Source organism: Proteiniphilum propionicum, assembly GCF_022267555.1.
Taxonomy (GTDB): Bacteria; Bacteroidota; Bacteroidia; order Bacteroidales; family Dysgonomonadaceae; genus Proteiniphilum; species Proteiniphilum propionicum.
This window is the reverse complement of record NZ_CP073586.1, coordinates 1,878,876-1,899,329: the sequence shown is the minus strand read 5'-3', so window position 1 is coordinate 1,899,329 and position 20,454 is coordinate 1,878,876. Positions and strand designations below refer to the sequence as shown.

At 42.8% G+C, this 20,454-nt stretch carries 16 protein-coding genes and 1 tRNA gene; 7 read left to right on the top strand and 10 right to left on the bottom strand.

The window, feature by feature from the left end; translation table 11 throughout:
- Nucleotides 1-31: 31 nt before the first annotated feature.
- Both recO and rplS read right to left on the bottom strand, forming a co-directional pair.
- Nucleotides 32-763, bottom strand: a complete 732-nt coding sequence (gene recO, locus KDN43_RS07690) for a DNA repair protein RecO (protein WP_238869299.1) — start codon at nt 761-763, stop codon at nt 32-34.
- Nucleotides 764-1,145: 382 nt separating this feature from the next.
- Nucleotides 1,146-1,496: a 50S ribosomal protein L19 gene (gene rplS / locus KDN43_RS07685; protein WP_238869298.1), complete on the bottom strand. Its 351-nt coding sequence runs from the start codon at nt 1,494-1,496 to the stop codon at nt 1,146-1,148.
- A gap of 299 nt (nt 1,497-1,795) precedes the next feature.
- Here rplS and KDN43_RS07680 point away from each other — a divergent pair, with 299 nt between their 5' ends.
- From KDN43_RS07680 to aroB, 4 genes are all read left to right on the top strand, one after another.
- A complete protein-coding gene (locus KDN43_RS07680; protein WP_238869297.1) occupies nt 1,796-2,548 on the top strand; it encodes a 5'-nucleotidase C-terminal domain-containing protein in 753 nt (250 codons plus the stop codon).
- Between the two features lie 77 nt (nt 2,549-2,625).
- Nucleotides 2,626-3,477 (top strand): bifunctional metallophosphatase/5'-nucleotidase, encoded by an 852-nt coding sequence (locus KDN43_RS07675; RefSeq protein WP_238869296.1) that lies wholly within the window; start codon nt 2,626-2,628, stop codon nt 3,475-3,477.
- Nucleotides 3,478-3,489: 12 nt separating this feature from the next.
- Nucleotides 3,490-6,522, top strand: a complete 3,033-nt coding sequence (locus KDN43_RS07670; RefSeq protein WP_238869295.1) for a glycoside hydrolase family 3 N-terminal domain-containing protein — start codon at nt 3,490-3,492, stop codon at nt 6,520-6,522.
- Between the two features lie 14 nt (nt 6,523-6,536).
- On the top strand, nt 6,537-7,592 hold the full coding sequence (gene aroB / locus KDN43_RS07665) for a 3-dehydroquinate synthase (RefSeq protein ID WP_238869293.1): 1,056 nt from the start codon (nt 6,537-6,539) through the stop codon (nt 7,590-7,592).
- Nucleotides 7,593-7,847: 255 nt separating this feature from the next.
- Here the strand turns inward: aroB and KDN43_RS07660 are convergent, their stop codons facing one another.
- From KDN43_RS07660 to KDN43_RS07650, 3 genes are all read right to left on the bottom strand, one after another.
- Complete coding sequence (locus tag KDN43_RS07660; RefSeq protein WP_238869292.1) at nt 7,848-8,927, bottom strand: glycosyltransferase family protein; 1,080 nt, start codon at nt 8,925-8,927, stop codon at nt 7,848-7,850.
- Between the two features lie 100 nt (nt 8,928-9,027).
- Nucleotides 9,028-10,368 (bottom strand): dihydroorotase, encoded by a 1,341-nt coding sequence (locus tag KDN43_RS07655; protein WP_238869290.1) that lies wholly within the window; start codon nt 10,366-10,368, stop codon nt 9,028-9,030.
- Between the two features lie 5 nt (nt 10,369-10,373).
- Nucleotides 10,374-11,126 (bottom strand): polyprenol monophosphomannose synthase, encoded by a 753-nt coding sequence (locus tag KDN43_RS07650; RefSeq protein WP_238869287.1) that lies wholly within the window; start codon nt 11,124-11,126, stop codon nt 10,374-10,376.
- Between the two features lie 123 nt (nt 11,127-11,249).
- Between KDN43_RS07650 and KDN43_RS07645 the strand changes: the two genes are divergently transcribed.
- Nucleotides 11,250-11,322: transfer RNA gene (locus tag KDN43_RS07645), tRNA-Met, on the top strand.
- Between the two features lie 97 nt (nt 11,323-11,419).
- Here KDN43_RS07645 and KDN43_RS07640 read toward each other — a convergent pair.
- From KDN43_RS07640 to KDN43_RS07625, 4 genes are all read right to left on the bottom strand, one after another.
- On the bottom strand, nt 11,420-13,717 hold the full coding sequence (locus KDN43_RS07640) for a GH92 family glycosyl hydrolase (protein WP_238869285.1): 2,298 nt from the start codon (nt 13,715-13,717) through the stop codon (nt 11,420-11,422).
- A gap of 10 nt (nt 13,718-13,727) precedes the next feature.
- Nucleotides 13,728-15,176 (bottom strand): glycoside hydrolase family 125 protein, encoded by a 1,449-nt coding sequence (locus tag KDN43_RS07635; RefSeq protein WP_238869284.1) that lies wholly within the window; start codon nt 15,174-15,176, stop codon nt 13,728-13,730.
- 255 nt (nt 15,177-15,431) lie between these two features.
- A complete protein-coding gene (locus KDN43_RS07630) occupies nt 15,432-15,905 on the bottom strand; it encodes an Lrp/AsnC family transcriptional regulator (protein ID WP_238869282.1) in 474 nt (157 codons plus the stop codon).
- Between the two features lie 131 nt (nt 15,906-16,036).
- Nucleotides 16,037-17,278, bottom strand: a complete 1,242-nt coding sequence (locus tag KDN43_RS07625) for a DUF1015 domain-containing protein (protein ID WP_238869279.1) — start codon at nt 17,276-17,278, stop codon at nt 16,037-16,039.
- A gap of 184 nt (nt 17,279-17,462) precedes the next feature.
- On the opposite strand from KDN43_RS07625, the gene KDN43_RS07620 reads away from it, so the two are divergent.
- Complete coding sequence (locus tag KDN43_RS07620) at nt 17,463-17,987, top strand: DMP19 family protein (protein ID WP_238869277.1); 525 nt, start codon at nt 17,463-17,465, stop codon at nt 17,985-17,987.
- Between the two features lie 36 nt (nt 17,988-18,023).
- Complete coding sequence (gene amrB / locus KDN43_RS07615) at nt 18,024-18,296, top strand: AmmeMemoRadiSam system protein B (protein WP_238869274.1); 273 nt, start codon at nt 18,024-18,026, stop codon at nt 18,294-18,296.
- 408 nt (nt 18,297-18,704) lie between these two features.
- On the opposite strand, the gene tnpC is transcribed toward amrB, so the two are convergent.
- Complete coding sequence (tnpC, locus tag KDN43_RS07610; protein WP_238869273.1) at nt 18,705-20,381, bottom strand: IS66 family transposase; 1,677 nt, start codon at nt 20,379-20,381, stop codon at nt 18,705-18,707.
- Nucleotides 20,382-20,454 lie beyond the last annotated feature (73 nt).

Sequence of the window (20,454 nt, the reverse complement as noted above, 5' to 3'; positions counted from 1 at the left end):
AGCTTTTAACGATGCTTTATTATAATCTATCCTATATCAATTCCCTAAGTACATCTAGCGATTTAAGGTGAGGAAAATTATACAGATGCAACCGATAATATGTTAGCAAATGCCCTACTATTATGTTCCGCTGATCACGTGACAATTTAAACAGGTGCATATTGTTATAGCTCATGCGGTAAAAATATGACAGATAAGTACTCTGCTGCCTGTCAAGATAATGAGAGTGTAAAGGTTCTTTCATCACAAATTCTCCATGCAGCATGTCGAAATAGCTGTTTTTATTTATTAGCTGCCCACTCTGCACATTCGGATAGATACCCAGAAACCGGGTCAGCCTTAACATAAATACCAGATGAAAGTTGCCCAGGCCTTTTTCAGCAGCCTCAAGCGTTTCTATAGAATTTTTCACAAAGTCATACGTCGATTCGTTGTTATCGGACTCGCGGAGCACACGCGATAAAAATTCAGACAAAAAAAACGCTATTGCAACCTTCGTCATATTCGTATATATATCATACACCGGGAATTCAATCTCCGTATCCTTCAGGCGCTGAATATCACGTAATGGCAGGTGCTCCACCTCCATATTAAGTACCGACAATGGGAAAAAAAGAGATGTTTTTATCCTCGCTTTTTTACCGTGTGATTTGGGCAACAGATAAGACACCCTTCCAAAATCACGGGTGAAAACGTGGGTTATGGAATAAACGTCGCTATAGGGAGACGTGCCAAGTACTATACCTTGCGTTTTGTGAAGCATATTAATGTATTGAATTTCGAAGTTGCCGCTTCGAATTGAGCCTGAGCTTAACCTGATTATAAGCCGTAGTTTTAGCCTTTGCGCAGCCTGAACTATAGGCTTAGCTTTTGCGCAGGCAGATATAGAGTCTTAACCGTATTCATGGACTGCACTTCCTTCAGATTACCTTTAAAAGTTCGACAAATATAGAAAAAATTCTGAACGCCTAACAAAAATTCAGCATATTCTGCTGCAGAAAAATACACTCTCGCTAAAATTGGTAGCTGCCATTATTTAATACACGATTACAATGTCTGCTGCCAAAGCTTATTCTCAAGGTGCCCGCAAAAAAATAGCCCCGAAAATTCCGGGGCTATTTTTGTATTCTGACTGTCTGCGACTATTAAAATACTTTTTTCCTGATACGAGCAGCTTTTCCGCGCAGTTTCCGCAAATAGTACAATTTTGTTCTCCTCACTTTTCCTTCACTGTTCAGCGTAATATTTTCGATAAACGGTGAGTTCATGGGAAAAATACGTTCCACGCCAATATTATCAGACATTTTTCTAACGGTAAAACGTTTTGAATCACCATGACCGGCGATCTTGATCACAACACCGCGATACTGCTGTATACGCTCTTTGTTCCCCTCAGCAATGCGATAAGCAACTGTAACCGTATCGCCGCTTTTGAATGCAGGGAACTCTTTTTTTCCATTTGCAAAAGACTCTTCTGCTATCTTAATTAAATCCATTATTTATAAAGCTTTATGTTAATAATTAACCTTGTTTGAACGCAATATAACGGGTTGTTGCCGACAGAGATTACGCAAAGCGGATGCAAAGTTAGCATTTTTTCTTTAATCAACCATGCAAAACAATATTTAATGTTTATTTTTTATTCCGATATTGCCTCTGAAGGGAAAAAGGTGTATTTTTGACAACATTAATTATTACAGGATTATTTTAATAATATCAGCTCGTAATTTATCAGCCACAGGTATATTAGTTTTGATCGGCCTGAACTGCCATAAATAAAAAATTTAAATAACGTATGCATAAAAAGACGATATTGATTGCATTAATTGCAATTTCACTCCTTTCTTGTAAATCGCAATACCAGATTGCGGAGATGAGCGGTACCATTGTAGAGATGGATTCCTCTTTTGATTCACAACCTAACAGTGAAGTTCGGACGTTTGTACAATCATACAAGGCTGAACTGGATAAAGGGATGAATATGATTATCGGATCTTCCGCGCAATTCATGGACTATAAACGTCCCGAGAGCCTGCTAACAAACCTCACATCAGATGTAATGAAGGCTTACGGTGACGAGCATCTTGCCGGCGGTGCCGATTTGGGAGTGATGAATGTGCACGGACACCGTGCCACTATGCCCATGGGCCCTGTCACCATTGGCAATATGTATGAGATATACTCTTTCGACAACACAATCACTTTCCTTGATTTGAAGGGAAGCGATTTAAGAGAAATGTTCGATGCATATGCTCGCATAGGCGGTGCCGGCATATCCTCAAACGTGAAACTCGTTATCGAAGGCCGAAAAGTCAAGAGTGTTACAATCGATGGCAATCCAATAAACGATAACGCAATATACCATATAGTCACTCTCGATTACCTTGCCGATGGCAACGACAATATGTCGGCTTTCAGGAACGCCATAAACAGTGTAAACACAGGCATCACTCTGCGCGATGTGATGATTGACTTTGTCAAGGAACAGACTCGTCAGGGAAACGAGATTGAATCGGCACTCGATAAACGAATTTGTGTAAAAAAATAACATAATCAAGTTGGGGTTATGCACTCTATCAAACCCGTCGGCAAATCTATTATTGTAACAAAATAACACCTGATCAGATGAAATCGGTAAAAAAATATTACTTACTCTACACTCTGCTATTTATTTTCCTGCCGGCGCTCCCTCAAAAGAGCATCGTCATATTACATACAAACGACACACACAGCAGGATTGAACCTCTTCCTGAAAGTGACAGGACAGCCCCCGGAAAGGGAGGAGTAGAACGAAGGGCCTCTTTTGTAGAACAGGTAAGGGAAGAAAACAAAAATGTGCTTCTGCTCGATGCCGGCGATTTCCTACAGGGCACACCATATTTCAATCTTTTCAAAGGACAGGTAGAGATAGGGGCAATGAATTTGATGAAATACGATGCGGTTACATTGGGGAATCACGAGTTCGACTACGGCCTGGAGATACTTGAGAAGGTAGTTCGTGCCGCATCATTCCCGGTAGTTTCAAGCAACTACGACTTCTCTCAAACTTCCCTTGCGGGATTGATCAAGCCATATATCATTCTAAAAAAAGATGGCCTTCGCATAGGAATTATCGGAATCAATATTCAGCCAAGGGGACTTATCGCCTCAGATAACTTCAAGGGGATGAAATATATGGATCCCTTTAAAACAGCGGGCGAGCTGGCAGCAAAACTGCGGAAACATGATAAGTGCGATATGATTATTTGCCTGTCGCACCTAGGCTATAGCGCCGATACAAAGCTTGCGGAATCATCGCGCTATATCGACCTTATCATTGGCGGTCACAGTCACACCTACATGAAAGAGCCCAACATTCGCAAAAACAACGACAACAAAGATGTAATGATATTCCAGACTAACGGCCGTGGAGTATTTGTGGGAAGGGTAGATATACTTTTTGAGAAAAGGAAAAACGTAAAGAGACAAATACTGTAAAGGAAGAAAACTATGAAGAAAACCCTGATAATATATATCTTTTTATTAAGTTCGATACTTTTAAAGTCGCAAGTGGTTACAACCCTGTATAAACAGGCCTATGACCGGGATCCGTCACAATGGGTGGATTCGGTTTACGCAGAAATGACACAGGATGAAAAGATAGGCCAGCTTTTCATGCCAATTGCCGAACCCAACAACGGATGGAAGTCAAGAATATCAGGTTATATAAGAAATCAAAAAGTGGGAGGATTGCTCTTTTCTAAAGGTACACTTGCTCAACAGGCAGAAATCACCAATTATGCGCAGGGATTGTCCAGCCTGCCACTGCTGATCGCTCTTGATGGCGAATGGGGCCTCTCCATGCGGTTAAGCGATGCACCCAAATACCCCAGAAATTTAGTTATTGGTGCCATACAAGATGAGGAAATTCTTAAGCTTTACGGCAAAGAGATAGCGCGACAGTGCAAGGAGATGGGTATTCATGTGAATTTTGCACCTTCAATAGATGTTCACAGCAATCCCCTGAACACAGTCATCGGCAGCCGTTCTTACGGAGAGAACCCTCAAAACGTAGCAAAACAGGGGATTGCATATGCTAAAGGCATGGAAGAGAACGGGGTTATGGCAGTTGCAAAACACTTCCCGGGCCATGGAGACACACTCGATGACTCACACAAAAAGCTACCTACCGTAAATCACGATCAGGAACGGTTAGAGCAGGTGGAACTCTATCCCTTCCGTGAATATGTAAATGCCGGATTATCAGGCATAATGCTTGGGCATCTAAATGTGCCCGTGTTAAAAACAAATGGCAAGCCCGCCTCCCTCTCCCCGGAGATAGGGATAAATCTATTAAAAGACGATATGGGTTTCACAGGGCTCACTTTCACTGACGGCATGTCTATGAAAAGTGTTTCCAATCAGCTCAACGCCAGTGTAAAGGCTCTGATAGCCGGAAATGACATCATTCTGGGTGTCGCAAATCAGGGCAATGAGTTCGAGTCTGTAAAAAAAGCTGTCAATAATGGAACCATTCCAGCATCACTCCTTGAAGAAAAAGTAAAGAAAATACTTACCTACAAATACATTCTGGGAGCTCATGAGTTCACGCCCATTAATACATCTGACATAAAAAGACGGGTAAACTCACCCACAGCCGAATGGGTTCAGAGAAAAATTTACGACGGAGCAGTCACTCTTATTAAAAACGATGATGAGTTGATACCACTCAAAGGACTGGACAAAGTTAAAATAGCTTCAATTGCAATCGGCGCTGATTCATCAAACACATTCCAGAGATTTCTAAAAAAATATGGCGATATAGCTACTTTTCAGACAAAATCCTCAACTGCGGTACCTTTGGGCAGAGATGGGAGCAACAATAAAGTTGCTTCCGCCCAGGCAGAACCCACCGCTCTCCCCGGTATAGATCAACTCAATGAGTATGATCTGGTGATAGTCTCTGTCCACATGAACAGTGCTCAGGATACAACCATAACACAGCAACTTGCAAAATGCAAGAAAACTGTTCTGGTACTATTCACATCGCCATACATGCTTAGTAATTTCCAAACTCACACAAACAATGCCTCCTCCGTGATCATGGCATATGATGAAACTGAGTTTGCACAAATGAGTGCCGCCCAAGCTCTTTTCGGAGGCATTGCCATGACAGGTAAACTTCCTGTCACTTCCGGATCTTTCAAGGAGGGGACTGGTATCAATACAAATAAAACCCGTCTGAGTTATTCCATGCCTGAGGAGGTGGAAATCCCTTCCGAGAGATTAGCCCGAATCGAAAGTATTGCTTTGGAAGGGATACGGCAGAAGGCCTACCCGGGCTGTCAGATACTGGTAGCTAAAGATGGTGTGGTTATCTACGAAAAAGAGTTCGGAAAATACGATTATGGCAATGGTCCCGCGGTAACCGATGAAACTGTGTACGACCTGGCTTCCGTGACCAAAGCGACAGCCACCCTTCCTGCCATTATGAAACTGTACGATGAGAAAAAAATACGCCTTCTTGACCCCATAAGTAAATTTGTCCCGAAAACAAAGGGAAGCGACAAATCAAAAGCCAGCATACGGTCACTGCTTCTTCATGAGTCCGGTATAACATCATTTATTCCCTATTACACTACAGCCATAGATGAAAGCAGCTATTCCGGCCCACTTTTCGGGCGGCGCTCAAGCATATATAACGTACACTATGCAGGTGCGTGGGGTCGTACGGATTACAAATTTATCCCTGATTTCATATCAACCGAAAAATCCGGTAGATTCCATCTACCTATAGCTGAAGAGATGTTCGGCAGTGATAAAATGTACGACGCCCTTCTTAAAGATGTTATAGCCTCACCTTTGAGAAGGAGGGGAAGCTACACCTATAGCTGCCTCAATTTCATGTTGTTAAAGGAGGCTGTGGAAAACATTTCCGGAACAGACCTCGACACATACGTAAAGCAAAACTTTTTTAATAAGCTGGGGGCAACTACTACTACGTTTCTACCTCTTAGATATATGTCAGTTGATAAGATTACCCCTACAGAGAACGACCCTTTTTTCCGCAAGCAGCTACTTCGCGGATATGTACATGATGAAGGTGCGGCACTCTTTGGCGGTATATCGGGTAATGCCGGGCTTTTTTCCAATGCCAATGATCTTGCCAAACTCTACCAGATGTGGCTCAATGGTGGTGAATATGGAGGGGAACGTTTTCTCAGTAGAGAGACCGTGAAGCTTTTTACCACCGGCAGGAGCAGTATCAGCCGCCGCGGGCTTGGATTCGACAAACCTGATCCGCAAAATAACAATTCAAGTCCCACCAGCCCCGGAACGCCCATTGAGGTTTACGGACATACCGGATTCACAGGTACCGGCTTTTGGATAGACCCGGTAAACAACATTATCTATATTTTCCTGTCTAACAGGGTATATCCTTCCCGCACTCCCAACCGGTTTTCATCCCTTAAAATCAGGGAACGTATCCAGGAGGAACTATACGATGCAATTAATACGGATAAACGACAAAAAGAGAACTGATTATTTTTTTAGCGATGCAACAGATAATAAAAAGCAGTAATTTAATTAGTGACGTAGAGAATACAATCGATAATATCCGTCACGATAAACTGTTCATAATCACCGATGAACATACCCACATCCATTGTTTACCCCTGCTGGCCAAGGTCGCTCAGATACGCGATGCTACAGAGATCGTAATTCCTGCAAACGATACAAACAAAACAATCACAAGCCTCGAAAAGGTATGGAAGGTTCTCACAGAGAATGGTGCCACACGCCACTCCTTGCTGATAAACCTGGGGGGAGGAATGGTCACCGACCTGGGAGGCTTTGCAGCCGCCACTTTCAAACGCGGAATCAGATATATCAATATCCCTACCACCCTGCTTGGCTCAGTAGATGCTTCAGTAGGAGGAAAGACCGGGGTCAATTTCGAAGGATATAAAAATGAGATTGGCTCATTCTATCCCTCGGAGTATGTTATCATCTCTTCCGATTTTTTACATACGCTTGATCGCACGGCCATTTTATCGGGATATGCAGAGATGATAAAGCATGCACTTATACACCCGGGCTCAGAATGGGAAAAAATTCTTTCCTTTTCGCTTGACGAGATAGACTACCTCCGGCTTAACGAACTGGCTTTCCGTTCCGTGGAAATTAAAAGGGGGATTGTAGATAAGGATCCTTATGAAAGAAATATCAGGAAAGCCTTGAACCTGGGCCATACTATAGCCCATTCGTTCGAGAGCTTTGCCATGGCAGACGGGAAGCCTGTTCAGCACGGCTATGCAGTTGCCTGGGGTATGATAGTTGAGCTTTATCTATCTCACAGAATATGCTGTTTTCCTAAAGATAAACTGCTAAGGACAGTCCGCTTTATCCATAGATATTACGGAGCATTCAACATTACCTGCGATCATTACGAGATGTTGTATGAAATTACAAAGCACGACAAAAAAAACGAAGGTGACAAAATTAATTTCACACTATTGTCTGAAATAGGGAAAGTGCAGATAGACATGACAGCCGATAAAAATCTAATTTTCGAGGCTTTTGATTTCTACAGGGATTCTGTGGGGCTGTAGTATAAATCAATCAACATCCCCTTAAGATATGTTTTCATATCAGAACAAGCTACACAGGCTGCCATCGTCATTCTCAGCGTTAATTCTTATAACTCGCAAAGAGAGTATTGCTAACATTCCGAGTTTGGTTTGGTACCCTCCTCGCTGCGAATGCTAATAACTCGCAAAGAGAGTAATACTGGCATTCCGAGACGTTTTTACTTTGTGTGGTGTAATACTGGTGCTGCAGGTGTCTAGAATCCGCCGCAAGGTCATTTACCCGCAAATCTCTTTTATGAACCGCTCTTCAGCCTGGTGCACCCAATCCCTGAACTTTTCATCTGGATTATATTGCGGAATAAATTTAATAAGCCTGTCCAGGTCAAATTTTTTCCCCGATATGCCGGCTCCCGAGATAGCTGCATCGTAGGCATTGAATTCCTGCTCCACATGAACAGGGATCATAAGGATAGGTTTTCTGTAATAGAGCGCCTCACAAACAGATTCAAATCCCGATGTGGTAGCGTAAGCCATACTTCCTGCCATGCTGTGCAGGAAACGCTCGTCATTAAGCTTATATAGAATGAAATTGTCATCAATTTTAGTCACCTCTTCCGCATCTTTCTTATCCCAGAAAAAGCGTAACGGTATCTCCGGATTCTTTGCATGCCAGTTTGAGACCTCCTCAAAATAACCTGCATTCAGCATATACCCATGTATATAATCACTCTTAGCAGGCTCAATGTCAAATACTTCAGGTCGGAGTAACGGAGGAACAGTGACAATTCTCCTCCCTTCCGCGCCAGGCATATCCCTGAAAGAGAGAGCTAATATTCTGAATGCCCTGTTAGAAGTTATCCTCGACAACATCCGCAGAAAATAATATTTAACATCCTGATCGGCGCTGGTTTTATAGTTGGGATTCATCAATACATACTGGTGAGCAATACATATCATCTTCACGCCCATCTTCTTATCAAACTTATATATCCCATAAGCCATTCCGGTAATCATCTCATAGAAGTTGACCACTATGTCGGGTTTGTGTTCCTCAATCTGATGCTTGATAAACAGAAGGCTATCCTTGAAAATAAATGGACGAGAGAAATTATCCGCCATACTTAACAGTATATTGGGGCGCTTCTGCTTGTAAAAGGATGTAAAACTGGGACTGCTGAACTCGGCGACAGGAGCTTCTATTTTGTTCATGAAAAAGGATGGGATCTGCCTGGAATCACTCTTCCCTACCAGCACAGCAACAACCTCATGCCCATGCTTACGAAGGATAGCAGCAAGCGATAAAGCCTGTGTGAAGTGTCCCCTACCCTCCCCCTGTACGGTAAACAAAAATCTCACTAATAAAAAGTTTAATTGAATTTTGCCACAAAAGTATAAAAATAATACATCAACACGTTACAAACGTGGTTAACGAAAGTAAACATGCAGCTTTCTATCCTTACCTGTTAAACTCCAAAGCTTTTCCGTACACCTTTTCTGAAAAGGCTCCATTATCGAATGCAAGGTGCCCGTTTACAAACGTCTTTTTCACAGAACAGTTGAATGTCTCACCTTCAAACGGAGACCATCCACATTTATACAAAATGTTCTTCGGTGTTACAGTATATGGTACTTCAGGATCAATAAGCACAATATCGGCATAATATCCTTCCCTGATATACCCCCTCTCTTTAACACTGAAAAGTTGAGCCGGCGCATGACACATCTTTTCCACTACAAACTCAGTTGACCATAAACCTTTATTTGCCAGCTGCATCATTAACTGAAGAGAATGCTGCACAAGCGGACCGCCCGATGCTGCCTGAAGGCAACCGCCCTCTTTTTCACTTAACAGATGTGGGGCATGATCGGTGGCAGCAACATCAATCTTACCTGTAATCAACGCCTGTTGAAGCGCATCTCTGTCGCCACTGCTCTTTATTGCCGGATTCCATTTTATACGAGTCCCCAATCGTTCATAATCTTCATCCGTAAACCAGAGATGGTGTACACACACTTCAGCGGTAATTTTTTTCTCATTCAGCGGAGCATTACTGAAAAGGCTCATTTCTCGGGCGGTAGAAAGGTGCAGTACATGCAAACGGGAACCATATTTATCGGCCAGCTCCACAGCCAGGGCCGATGAGCGGTAACACGCCTCTGCGCTTCTGATCAAAGGATGGTATTTAATTGGAATATTCTCACCGAATTTCTTTTGAAAATATTCCTTGTTCTCCCTCACAACCTCCTCTTTCTCGCAATGCGTAGCGATAAGCATTTCTGTTTCGGCAAAAATCTCATGCAGTGCTCTATCACTGTCCACAAGCATGTTACCTGTTGAAGCCCCCATAAAAACCTTCACACCGCAAACTATCTTCTTATCGGCTTTTTTCAACTCCCTTGTATTGTTATTTGTTGCCCCCAGATAAAAAGAGTAGTTAGCAGCCGATTTTCCTTCAGCCATCTCCAGCTTTTCACTTATTGCATTATTAGAAATTGTCTGAGGTATAGTGTTAGGCATATCCATGTATGATGTAACACCACCAGCCACAGCCGCTCTGCTTTCCGTGAAAATATCCCCTTTATGTGTCAATCCCGGATCACGAAAATGCACCTGGTCGTCAATAACTCCCGGTATCAGGTATAATCCGCGGGCGTCAATAACCTGCCGGCATGCATTCAATACAGGTTCCGGGACCTCCTCCTTATATATGCGTGATATTCTTTCGCCCTCCAGAAGGAGCGATCCGATAAATGACTCACCTTCGTTGATTATAGTAGCTTTGTGAATAAGTATCATACAGTTTAAGCAATAAGTTTGGAACGGGATTTAATTTTTCCTGTTATTTTACGCCATCTAAGGTCGATTACTCCGAAAAAGGCTTCCCCGAAAATGCTTGAACTCATTTTTGAGGTACCCAGGCGTCTGTTAACGAATATCACTGAAACCTCTTTCACTTTAAATCCGAGTACATAAGCTGTATACTTCATCTCAATCTGAAAAGCGTATCCCTTGAACTTAATCATATCAAGATTTATAGCCTCCAGTACTTTTCTCCTGTAACAAACAAATCCGGCAGTGGTGTCTTTTATTTTAAGGCCGGTTATAAAGCCTACATATTTTGATGCGAAATAAGACATTAGAACGCGGCCCATTGGCCAATTCACCACATTTACACCTGTTGAATATCGCGATCCTATAGATACATCATACCCCTCCTCGCTGCAGGCAGCATATAATCTGGGAAGGTCATCGGGATTATGAGAAAAATCTGCATCCATCTCAAAAATATAGTCATACGAACGCGCCAATGCCCATTTAAAACCGTGAATATAAGCTGTACCCAATCCCATCTTTCCCTTTCTTTCTTCTATAAAAAGCCTGTCTCCAAACTCATTTTTTTTAAGCCTGTGAACAATTGAAGCTGTGCCGTCGGGTGAGCCATCATCTATAACCAAAATGTGAAAATCCTTCTCTAAAGCAAAAACAGATCGGATAATATTCTCGATATTTTCTTTCTCGTTATAGGTCGGTATAATTACAATACTGTCTGACATAAAATAAAGGTATATTTTATCCCAAAAGTACGGTTTTTAGTCAACATATAAAAAAGATTCTGTAATATTTTGTTTTTCGAATAAAAACCTGTATCTTTGCAACCCAATTAAGGAATAAAACATCGCGGAGTGGAGCAGTTGGTAGCTCGTTGGGCTCATAACCCAAAGGTCGTAAGTTCGAGTCTTACCTCCGCAACTATCGAAGAGGGTGAACATCATAATATGATTTCACCCTCTTTCTCTTTAAATTTTGACCCTGTTTGAATCTTTAGTCCTGCTTGAATTTATAAACTCTATCTTGTTTCGTTTGTGAACGAGTATGGAAAATCAGACTTGTTTATCCCTCTTGATTTGTTCGGGGACTCAGACATTGTAATATCTATCTTTGCTCCCTTCATCAGGTCCTCATGCATAAAATAATTCTTAGAATAGGTTTTTCCGTTCAGCTTTAAACCTGATATATATCTGGTCAGGTGCGTATTACCAGGCACACTGATCTCTACTTTGTTCCCGTTTTCAAGATGAACCGTCATACGTTTAAACAGGGGCGATCCAATCACATATTCGCCGCTGCCCGGGCAAACTGGATAAAAGCCGAGTGCCGAGAACACGTACCATGCTGAAGTCTGTCCATTATCTTCATCACCACAATAACCATCGGGATTGGGTGTGTACAGTTTATCCATCACCTCGCGAACCCGGTACTGCGCTTTCCAGGGCTCTCCGGCATAGTTATAGAGATAAATCATATGCTGTATAGGCTGATTACCGTGAGCATACTGCCCCATATTCATTATCTGCATCTCACGTATTTCGTGAATAACCCCTCCATAATAACTATCATCGAAAACCGGAGGCATAACAAACACCGAATCCAGCATCTTCACAAACTCTTTGTTTCCACCCATAAGGTCGATCAGTCCCTGCGGATCGTGGAATACCGACCAGGTATAATGCCAGCTGTTGCCCTCGGTGAACGCATCTCCCCATTTTGTAGGGCTGAAGGGAGACTGAAATGACCCGTCTTTATTTCGTCCTCGCATCAGCTTATGCTCCGGCGAATATAGGTTCCGGTAGTTCTGACTCCGTTTTGCGAATAGATCTATCTCTTCCTGAGGGCGCTTCAACTCCTTCGCCAGCTTATAAATTGTCCAGTCGGCATATGCATACTCCAGCGTTCTTGCTGCATTTTCATTAATGCCTGCGTCATAAGGCACATATCCCAATGAGTTGTAATACTCATGTCCAAGCCGCCCTGTGGAAGAGACCTCCGGGTGCACATTTTCGGTGCCATGCAACATACCCTCGTAAAGCAAATCTATATCATACCCTCTCAACCCCTTAAGATAAGCATCTGCAACCACTGAGGCCGAATTATTACCTACCATGATACTCCTGTGGCCCGGACTTGCCCACTCGGGCAGAAAGCCACTCTCTTTATATGTGTTCACCAGCCCCTCCTGTATCTCCTTGTTCACCGACGGGTATATCAGGTTTAGCAACGGGAACAGAGCCCTGAAAGTATCCCAGAAACCTGTATCGGTAAACATATAACCTGGAAGGACCTTCCCATTGTACGGGCTATAGTGTACAACCTTTCCCCCTGCATCAATCTCATAAAACTTTCTGGGGAATAATGTTGAGCGGTAGAGTGTAGAGTAAAACGTACGTTTTTTGTCAAGGTCACCACCCTCAACTTCAATTCTACCCAAAACTTTGTTCCAGGCTTCCCTTCCCTCCTGCTTCACCGTCTCAAACTCCTTGTCTTCAACCTCTTTCAGATTTTGCCATGCCTGTTCGAAACCAATAAATGATGATGCTACTCGTGCAAGCACCTGCTCGCCCCTTATTGTAGAGAAACCAACAAACGCGCCTGTATGGTCAGCTTCAACCTTAGCAACATCCTGAATAATCTCTCCATCCTGAAATAAATACTTACTTTGAAACGGTTTATCGAAAACGATCACGAAATAGTTCCTGAAATTTTCTGGTACACCACCGCTGTTTCGGGTTGTATATCCAACAATTGCTTTTCTTTCGGGCAGTATCTCTACAGCAGATCCTCTGTCGAAAGCATCAATCAGAACAAATGCACTATCTGTTTCGGGGAATGTGAACCTGAAGATGGCAGCACGTTCAGTAGGTGCAATCTCAGCAGTCACATCATAGTCTGCAAGATATGCACTATAGTAATAGGGCTTTGCAACTTCGGCCTTATGCGAATACCAACTGGCTCTCTTTCTCTGATCAAACTCCATCTTCTCCACCATCGGAAAAATTGAAAACTGGCCGTAATCATTCATCCATGGGCTTGGCTGATGTGTCTGTTTAAATCCGTTAAGCTTATTATCGGTGTAAGCATATTGCCATCCGTCCCCGATTCCACGTGTCTGTGGTGTCCAGAAATTCATTCCCCATGGCACAGCAACAGCCGGGTATGTATTACCGTTTGAAAGTGCAAACTCCGACATTGTCCCCATCAAAATATTCACATAATCTACAGGCTCGGCAAACGATTGAACCTGCGACTTTCCTTGACATGCAACCGACAATATAAATATTATTGCCGCAGCAAAATAACGTCCTTTCATGTTTCGGGTTTTATATGCTGTTTATTAAATTAATTTTCCCTTTTGCCTCTAAATCTACAAGCAGCTCTCCAAACAGAGTATTTACCCATGCGAACCAACTCCTTGTAAATTTGGCCGGGTCTTCCTTATGAAATGACTCATGCATGAACCCTGTGTCTCCATCCGTATTTCGAAGCATACGAATACAATGTTTAATCTCATCATCGCTTCTACTTGTCTGTGCACGCATAATAATACTCATAGGCCAGATCATATCGTATCCTATATGTGGCCCTCCAATACCCTCTCCGGCAGGCCCCCGGAAGAAATATGGGTTATCAGTGCTCAACACCAGCTTTCTTGTGTTTTGATATACCGGATCGTGCAAATCTGCACTATCAAGATAAGGCAAAGCCAGCAGACTGGGCACATTGGCGTCATCCATAAAATAGGCGTTTCCGAAGCCATCGACCTCAAAAGCATAAACCTTTCCGTATTTGGGGTGCTCTACTATTGCATACTTCTCTATTGCCTCTTCCACCTCATTTGCCAGTGCCTTGCTTTCTGAAGCTAACGCGGCATCGTTAACAACACTTTCGGAGATTTCGGAAATCTGGCGCAACGAGGTTACGGCAAACAGATTAGATGGAACAAGAAATTGGAATGTTGTTGCATCGTCAGACGGCCTGAACGAAGATACAATAAGCCCCACCGGGTTGACCGGATTACCCAGTCCCCCATTATTTAATGTATCAAGCTGTCGGTCGGTCTTTCTAAGAAACTTATAAGGTCCGTGCCCCTCTTTCCGCTGTTGCTCTTTGAATGTTTTTATCAACAGCCTCATAGCTTTTTTCCAATCCTCATCAAACACCAAAATATCACCAGTAACCTTCCAGTAATTATATGCAAGCCTTACGGGGTAGCAGAGTGAATCTATCTCCCATTTGCGTTCATGCAGCATGGGTTTCATATCTGTTCCGTCTGTCAACCACTCTCCTTTTGGGTTAGGTTCGGCATAAAATGCATTTGCATAGGGATCTATAAGAATACATTGAGTCTGTCTATTTATCACGCCAGCTATCATCTGCTTCAACTTTTCATCGGCTTTTGTTAGCGGTAGATAAGGCCATACCTGTGCGGACGAATCCCTTAGCCACATAGCATCAATATCTCCTGTTATGACAAATGTGTCGGGTTTACCATTTTTCATGCTATGGTTCACTGTCGTGTCAAGTGTATTTGGGAAACAGTTCTCGAACATCCATGCCAGTTTGGGATCTTTTATTTTAGCTTTCACCCTTGCTATGGTTTGCTCCACAGCCAGTGATGTGAATCTGCGCTCACCTGCTGCCGGTCGTTTTGAAACAAAATTACTATTTTGCATTTTCCTGCTCACCGATGAGGCGGCCCATGAGGGGTTTACAGCAATCGCAGTTAACCCAACGGCTGTTTTTTTAATAAAATTTCTGCGTGTTGTCATACAAATAAATTTAAAATGTTTGTACAGCCACAGACTGTGTGGCCACTCCTCAGGGAAGGTGCAATCATGCTCTTTACTGGTTACATCAGCTGCCAGTTTCCAGTGTTTTCCTTCAATGAGGGCTGTATATGGAGAACCGTTAAAATACCGGCACCATACATCAGGTTGCAGGACTATCTTTCAGTGACAGTCCCTAGTTGCCTTCTCATAATTAATGGAAGCATCATGTTCTGCTATGAGAATAGTATCACAATCTTAATCGTCTGATGAAAAATCGATTGGAATTTTTTTACGGAAAGCATCTTTGAAACTGATAAGTGTCTCCGTCCTCGACAGCCCAAGAGGTTGCAATTGAGTATGAATAATCCGCAACAGGTCTTTATTGTTCTTTGCAAATACCTTGATTAGCAGGTCGTACTGTCCTGTTGTATAATAGCACTCCACCACTTCCGGAATCTTTTCCAGCTCTTTTACCACATAATCGAAGGTGGAAGGAGAAGTGAGAAAGATGCCTACGAAAGCACAAGTTTCATAGCCTATGCTCTCTGCGTCCACAACAAACTCCGATCCTTTAAGAACCCCGACACTGAAGAGTTTCTGAACCCGTTGATGGATTGCTGCTCCCGATACTCCGCATTCACGAGCAACTTCCAGGAATGGGATGCGAGCATTATCTACTATTAGTCTAAGGATTTTCTCATCTAATTCGTCTAATTCATGATGTGCCATTGATCTAGTTTTATGTTACAGCAAATAATTAACAGGAGATGTTTTATACAAAATTAGTATAAAAGATTGTCTTTACAATTAGAAAATATTAATACTATGCACAGCGGTTTTCTTCATTGCTTCAGTAATATTCACTCCAGCTCATGTATTACGAGTCCCGAACGCAACTTGGGCTCAAACCATGTAGTCTTTGGCGGCATTATATTATCCGAGTCAGCTATGCTCATCAGTTGTTTCATAGAAACAGGATACAAAGCTATTGCAACAGCCATTTCGCCGCTGTCGACACGTTTTTTCAGTTCTTCCAAGCCACGTATACCTCCCACAAAATCGATACGTTTATCACTGCGGAGATCTTTAATTCCCAGAATCTCATCCAGAATAAGGTTCGACGTGATGGTAACATCCAGTTGGCCAATAGGGTCATTGTCGTTACACCTTCCTGGTTTTGCCGTAACACTAAAAGAGCGCCCATCAAGATAGACCGAGAAATTATGCAGATTCTTCGGTTTATGTATTTCCGTACCTGTTGGTTCCACCACAAAATCCTTCTCTAACTTGCTAATGAACTCATCTGCAGTTAGTCCGTTCAGATCTTTTACCACACGATTATAATCGATGATAGTCAGCTGGTTATCTGGAAAACAAACCGCCATAAAGTAGTTATACTCCTCATCTCCCCGGTGATGGAGGTTGTTTCTTGCTTTTTCGGCACCCACCAGAGCTGCTGCCGCAGAGCGGTGATGCCCGTCGGCAATATACATTGCGGGAATATCGGCAAAAAGATCTGTAATACGCTGAATATCTTCATCATCAGGGACCAGCCAGAAATGGTGTCCCACGCCATCAACCGAAACAAAGTCATACTCGGGTTCCCCGGCTGTTATCTTATCAACAATTGCGTTCAAGCCGTTATTGTCGGGATAAGCGAAGAAAACAGGCTCTATATTTGCATTGGTCACACGCACGTGCTTCATACGGTCCTCTTCCTTGTCGCGTCGTGTAAGTTCATGTTTTTTTATTTTCCCTGACATATAATCCTCAACATATGCACCCACTACCAATCCGTACTGTGTTTTGCCGTTCATCGTTTGTGCATACACGTAATACATCTCACTCTCGTCCTGCACAAGCCATCCATTGTCCCTGAACTTCCTGAAATTTTCGGCAGCCTTTTCATATACATCGGCATCATGTTCATCTTTTCCCTTCGGGAAATCAATTTCGGGTTTAATAATGTGGTACAACGATTTATCGTTCCCTTCGGCCTCTTTTCGGGCCTCTTCTGAATTTAAAACGTCATATGGGCGCGAAGCCACCTCTTTCACTAAAGCTCTTGGCGGGCGAACGCCTTTAAAAGGTTTTATTTTCATTTTAAGATAACTATTTTGCAGATTATTTTGCGCAAATGTAATGATTTTATCCTGAATAACGGTACAACACAAAGTGGTTTTAAGAAAAATCAACTACTTTTGCATCAGAAACTATCATACAAATCAATCACACCCGGGTCCCGGGCAACAACGGTACTCACACACCAAAATCATACAGGACATTATGATACAAATTCACGAAAACAAAATCATCGAAGCAGCCGGAAAAGGGATGGACGAATTTCTGAAACTTTTCACCGACACCTATCTCCAAGAGCTTGGAGGTGAAATCAACGCCGGAAATATGGAGAAGCTGAACGGATACCAGCACACATTAATGGCACTCCGCTTTATTTCGGAAGAGGTTAACGAGGGTGGATTTGTGCAGCTTATTCAAAACGGTTACGGAGGTTATATTTTCAACAATCCTGTAGCAAAGGCGTTGAAGCAGATGGGAGCTAAAGGATTATCGAAAATACTCTACAAGGCCAAAGAGATTTACGACTTGCATCAGGAAGAGCTGGAGCGTGAAACAACCGAAGAAGAGTTTATGGCCATGTACGTAGATTTTGAGCAGTTCGACGAACTGGAAGAGAAATTTTTCTTTATCGAAGAGGAAGAGACCGCCATCATTGCCCACTATGTTGATGAGCATCTGGAAGACTTTGTGGGGCCGCCATTGATCGAAATCACCGGGGCCTCATCATGATGCTCCGAAATTTGTTTAAAGAGAAAAAACCGGAATATGAAAAACATCAGCACAGACAGAAAGCCTGCCGTTGCCGGACAGTTTTATCCGGTGAACGCAGATATGTTGCAGGAAGAGGTCGGCAGCTACTTTCGGGCTGCCGTTGAAAAAAAACAACACCACGTACGTGCAATTATTTGTCCGCATGCAGGGTATACAGCGTTCCGTTGCTCCCATTATTTGCACCCATCAGCGACCTACGTAATTAAGGAGTGTTATGTAATTCATAACGAACCACAATCAATATCACGAGAAAAATCAGAAATGTAGTGTTAGTTATATTCCTGATAAAAAGTCTGCACAAGCTTGATGTTATCAGGCCCTTTCTGCAAAAAACTTTATCCAAAAATAGGTTCTATTTCATTAAGAACAAAATGTTTAACAAAAACATGCATACACGGGATAACTGTTGTGAATTGCTTTCAGAATTCAGTACCTTTGGTATCAGCAACAACCTTCATATTTCAATTCTACGATAGTACGATTAAAAGGCATAGTCTTTCATCATGAGTGTGCGGGTTGTAGCATTTCAATTCTACGATAGTACGATTAAAAGCAACAACCTTGGAAAACAATCAGAAAAGTTTATTGAGATTTCAATTCTACGATAGTACGATGTAAGCATTCGGTAAAGTCCGTGTTTTATTGCAAGGTTTTATAGTTTTTGAATATTTTCTTTCAAAAACTTGCAAAACATTCAGAGTCGATTTGGAGTTTCCAGGATTTTTTTAGCAGCCAGTTTGAAGGTAGCAGTTCAGCCAGATCCAACGTATAATCTTCGTCGTAATCGTGTATATGACCAAGAACGTAAACCATCCAGTCCCGGAAGTTGACATCCGCAGCCTTACAGCAACCAAGCAAGGAGTAAATAACTGCAGCATCTTCCGCAGCGTCATGGTTACCACAAAAAAGGTAGTTTTTTCTTCCCAGTGCCAAACCTCTCAGGCTATTCTCCGCAAGATTGTTGTCTATGCGGTACCGGCCATCCAGATGATACCGGCTTAGCCGGTGATAGATGTCATAACAATATTTTATTGCCTTGCCTATCGGACTTTTTGGTAATACTTTGCGATATTCTATAGCCAGCCACTTTTCAAAGGCAACCATGATGGGGTAAGCATGACTTTCACGAAGTTTGGCCCTTTCTTCACAAGAAAGGTTTTTATCATCAGCTTCCCTTTCCACCTCGTAGAGGAGACCTATCTGTTCAAGAGCATATTCTGCCCTGGATCTGTCATTTTTAAGCGACTCTTTAAACTTTCGCCTTGCGTGGGCCCAACATCCCAGTGGCAGTACGCCTTTTTTGTACTCGTACATTTGATACACGCCATACCCGTCGGTCTGCATGGCACCACGGAAGTCCATTAAAAGAGATAATGCTACTTTTTGTGCCCTGGAGCCATGATCATAATGGAAGAAGAGTTGCTTGTCCATGACTGAGCGTACCATCCACATGTATCCGTTGACAGTTTTATGCTTCTCGTTATGTATGACCGGCACGGTTGTCTCATCCACCTGGATGTAATCGGTGGCAAGAACCAGTTCTTTCAGTCTGTAATAAAGAGGCCTTAGCAGATCGGCCGTATCCTTGAACCAGTCGTTTACCGTGGGTGGTGGCAGATTGACTCCCATCTGTTTCATCATCTGTATCTGGCGGTAAAAGGGCAGGTGATTCACATACTTGTTTATCATCAGTTCCGCCAGGAGCGTACCTCCGGCATAACTGCGTGCAATAGGCTGGTATCTGGTAGGGAGTGATGCGGTAACAATGGGAGAAGACTCCCGGGACAGTTTGTTTTTTAAAACATATTTGTGACGTACAATCCTTCTGACATAACATTTCGCGGGTTCATACTCCAGTACTTCGGTGATCTCTGGCTCCAGCTCGGTCCATGCATTTTTGTTGTCACTTATTTCAGCGGGGTAAAGGTGCTCCTCTACACGAGGCAGGTCTTCGGGTAAAGGTTTGCGAACCGGTTTGCGTTTCACCTGTTCCTTCACGCGTCTTTCCCTGAAGGCCTCTATTTCCGCTTTGGCTGCTTCTGCCAGTTCCTGTTCTTCAGGTAACAGATCAAGTCCTTCAAAATCGATGCGTCGCTGCTGTGGATCTTCCTTGATAAAGCGTTCACTGGATTTGCCCCATATCCTGCGTCTGAGGTAAGCAACCTCATCCTCCAGCTTGAGGATCTTTTCATCTTTCAATGATATGGTTTGTTCATAGGAGGATTTTAATGCATCCACATCCGTACGGTCTTCAAGCTTACCCTTCAGAAGCATGTTCTCCTGATATAAACGGTCGCACTTCTCCAGCAGGAGTTCTAAAAGTTCGTTCGGATTTTCTTTGTTTTCTTGCATCTTTTTCTTGATCGGATAGCGAGAGTAAAGATACAAAAACGGTACAACATATGCAAGTAAAAATGAAGCTAAA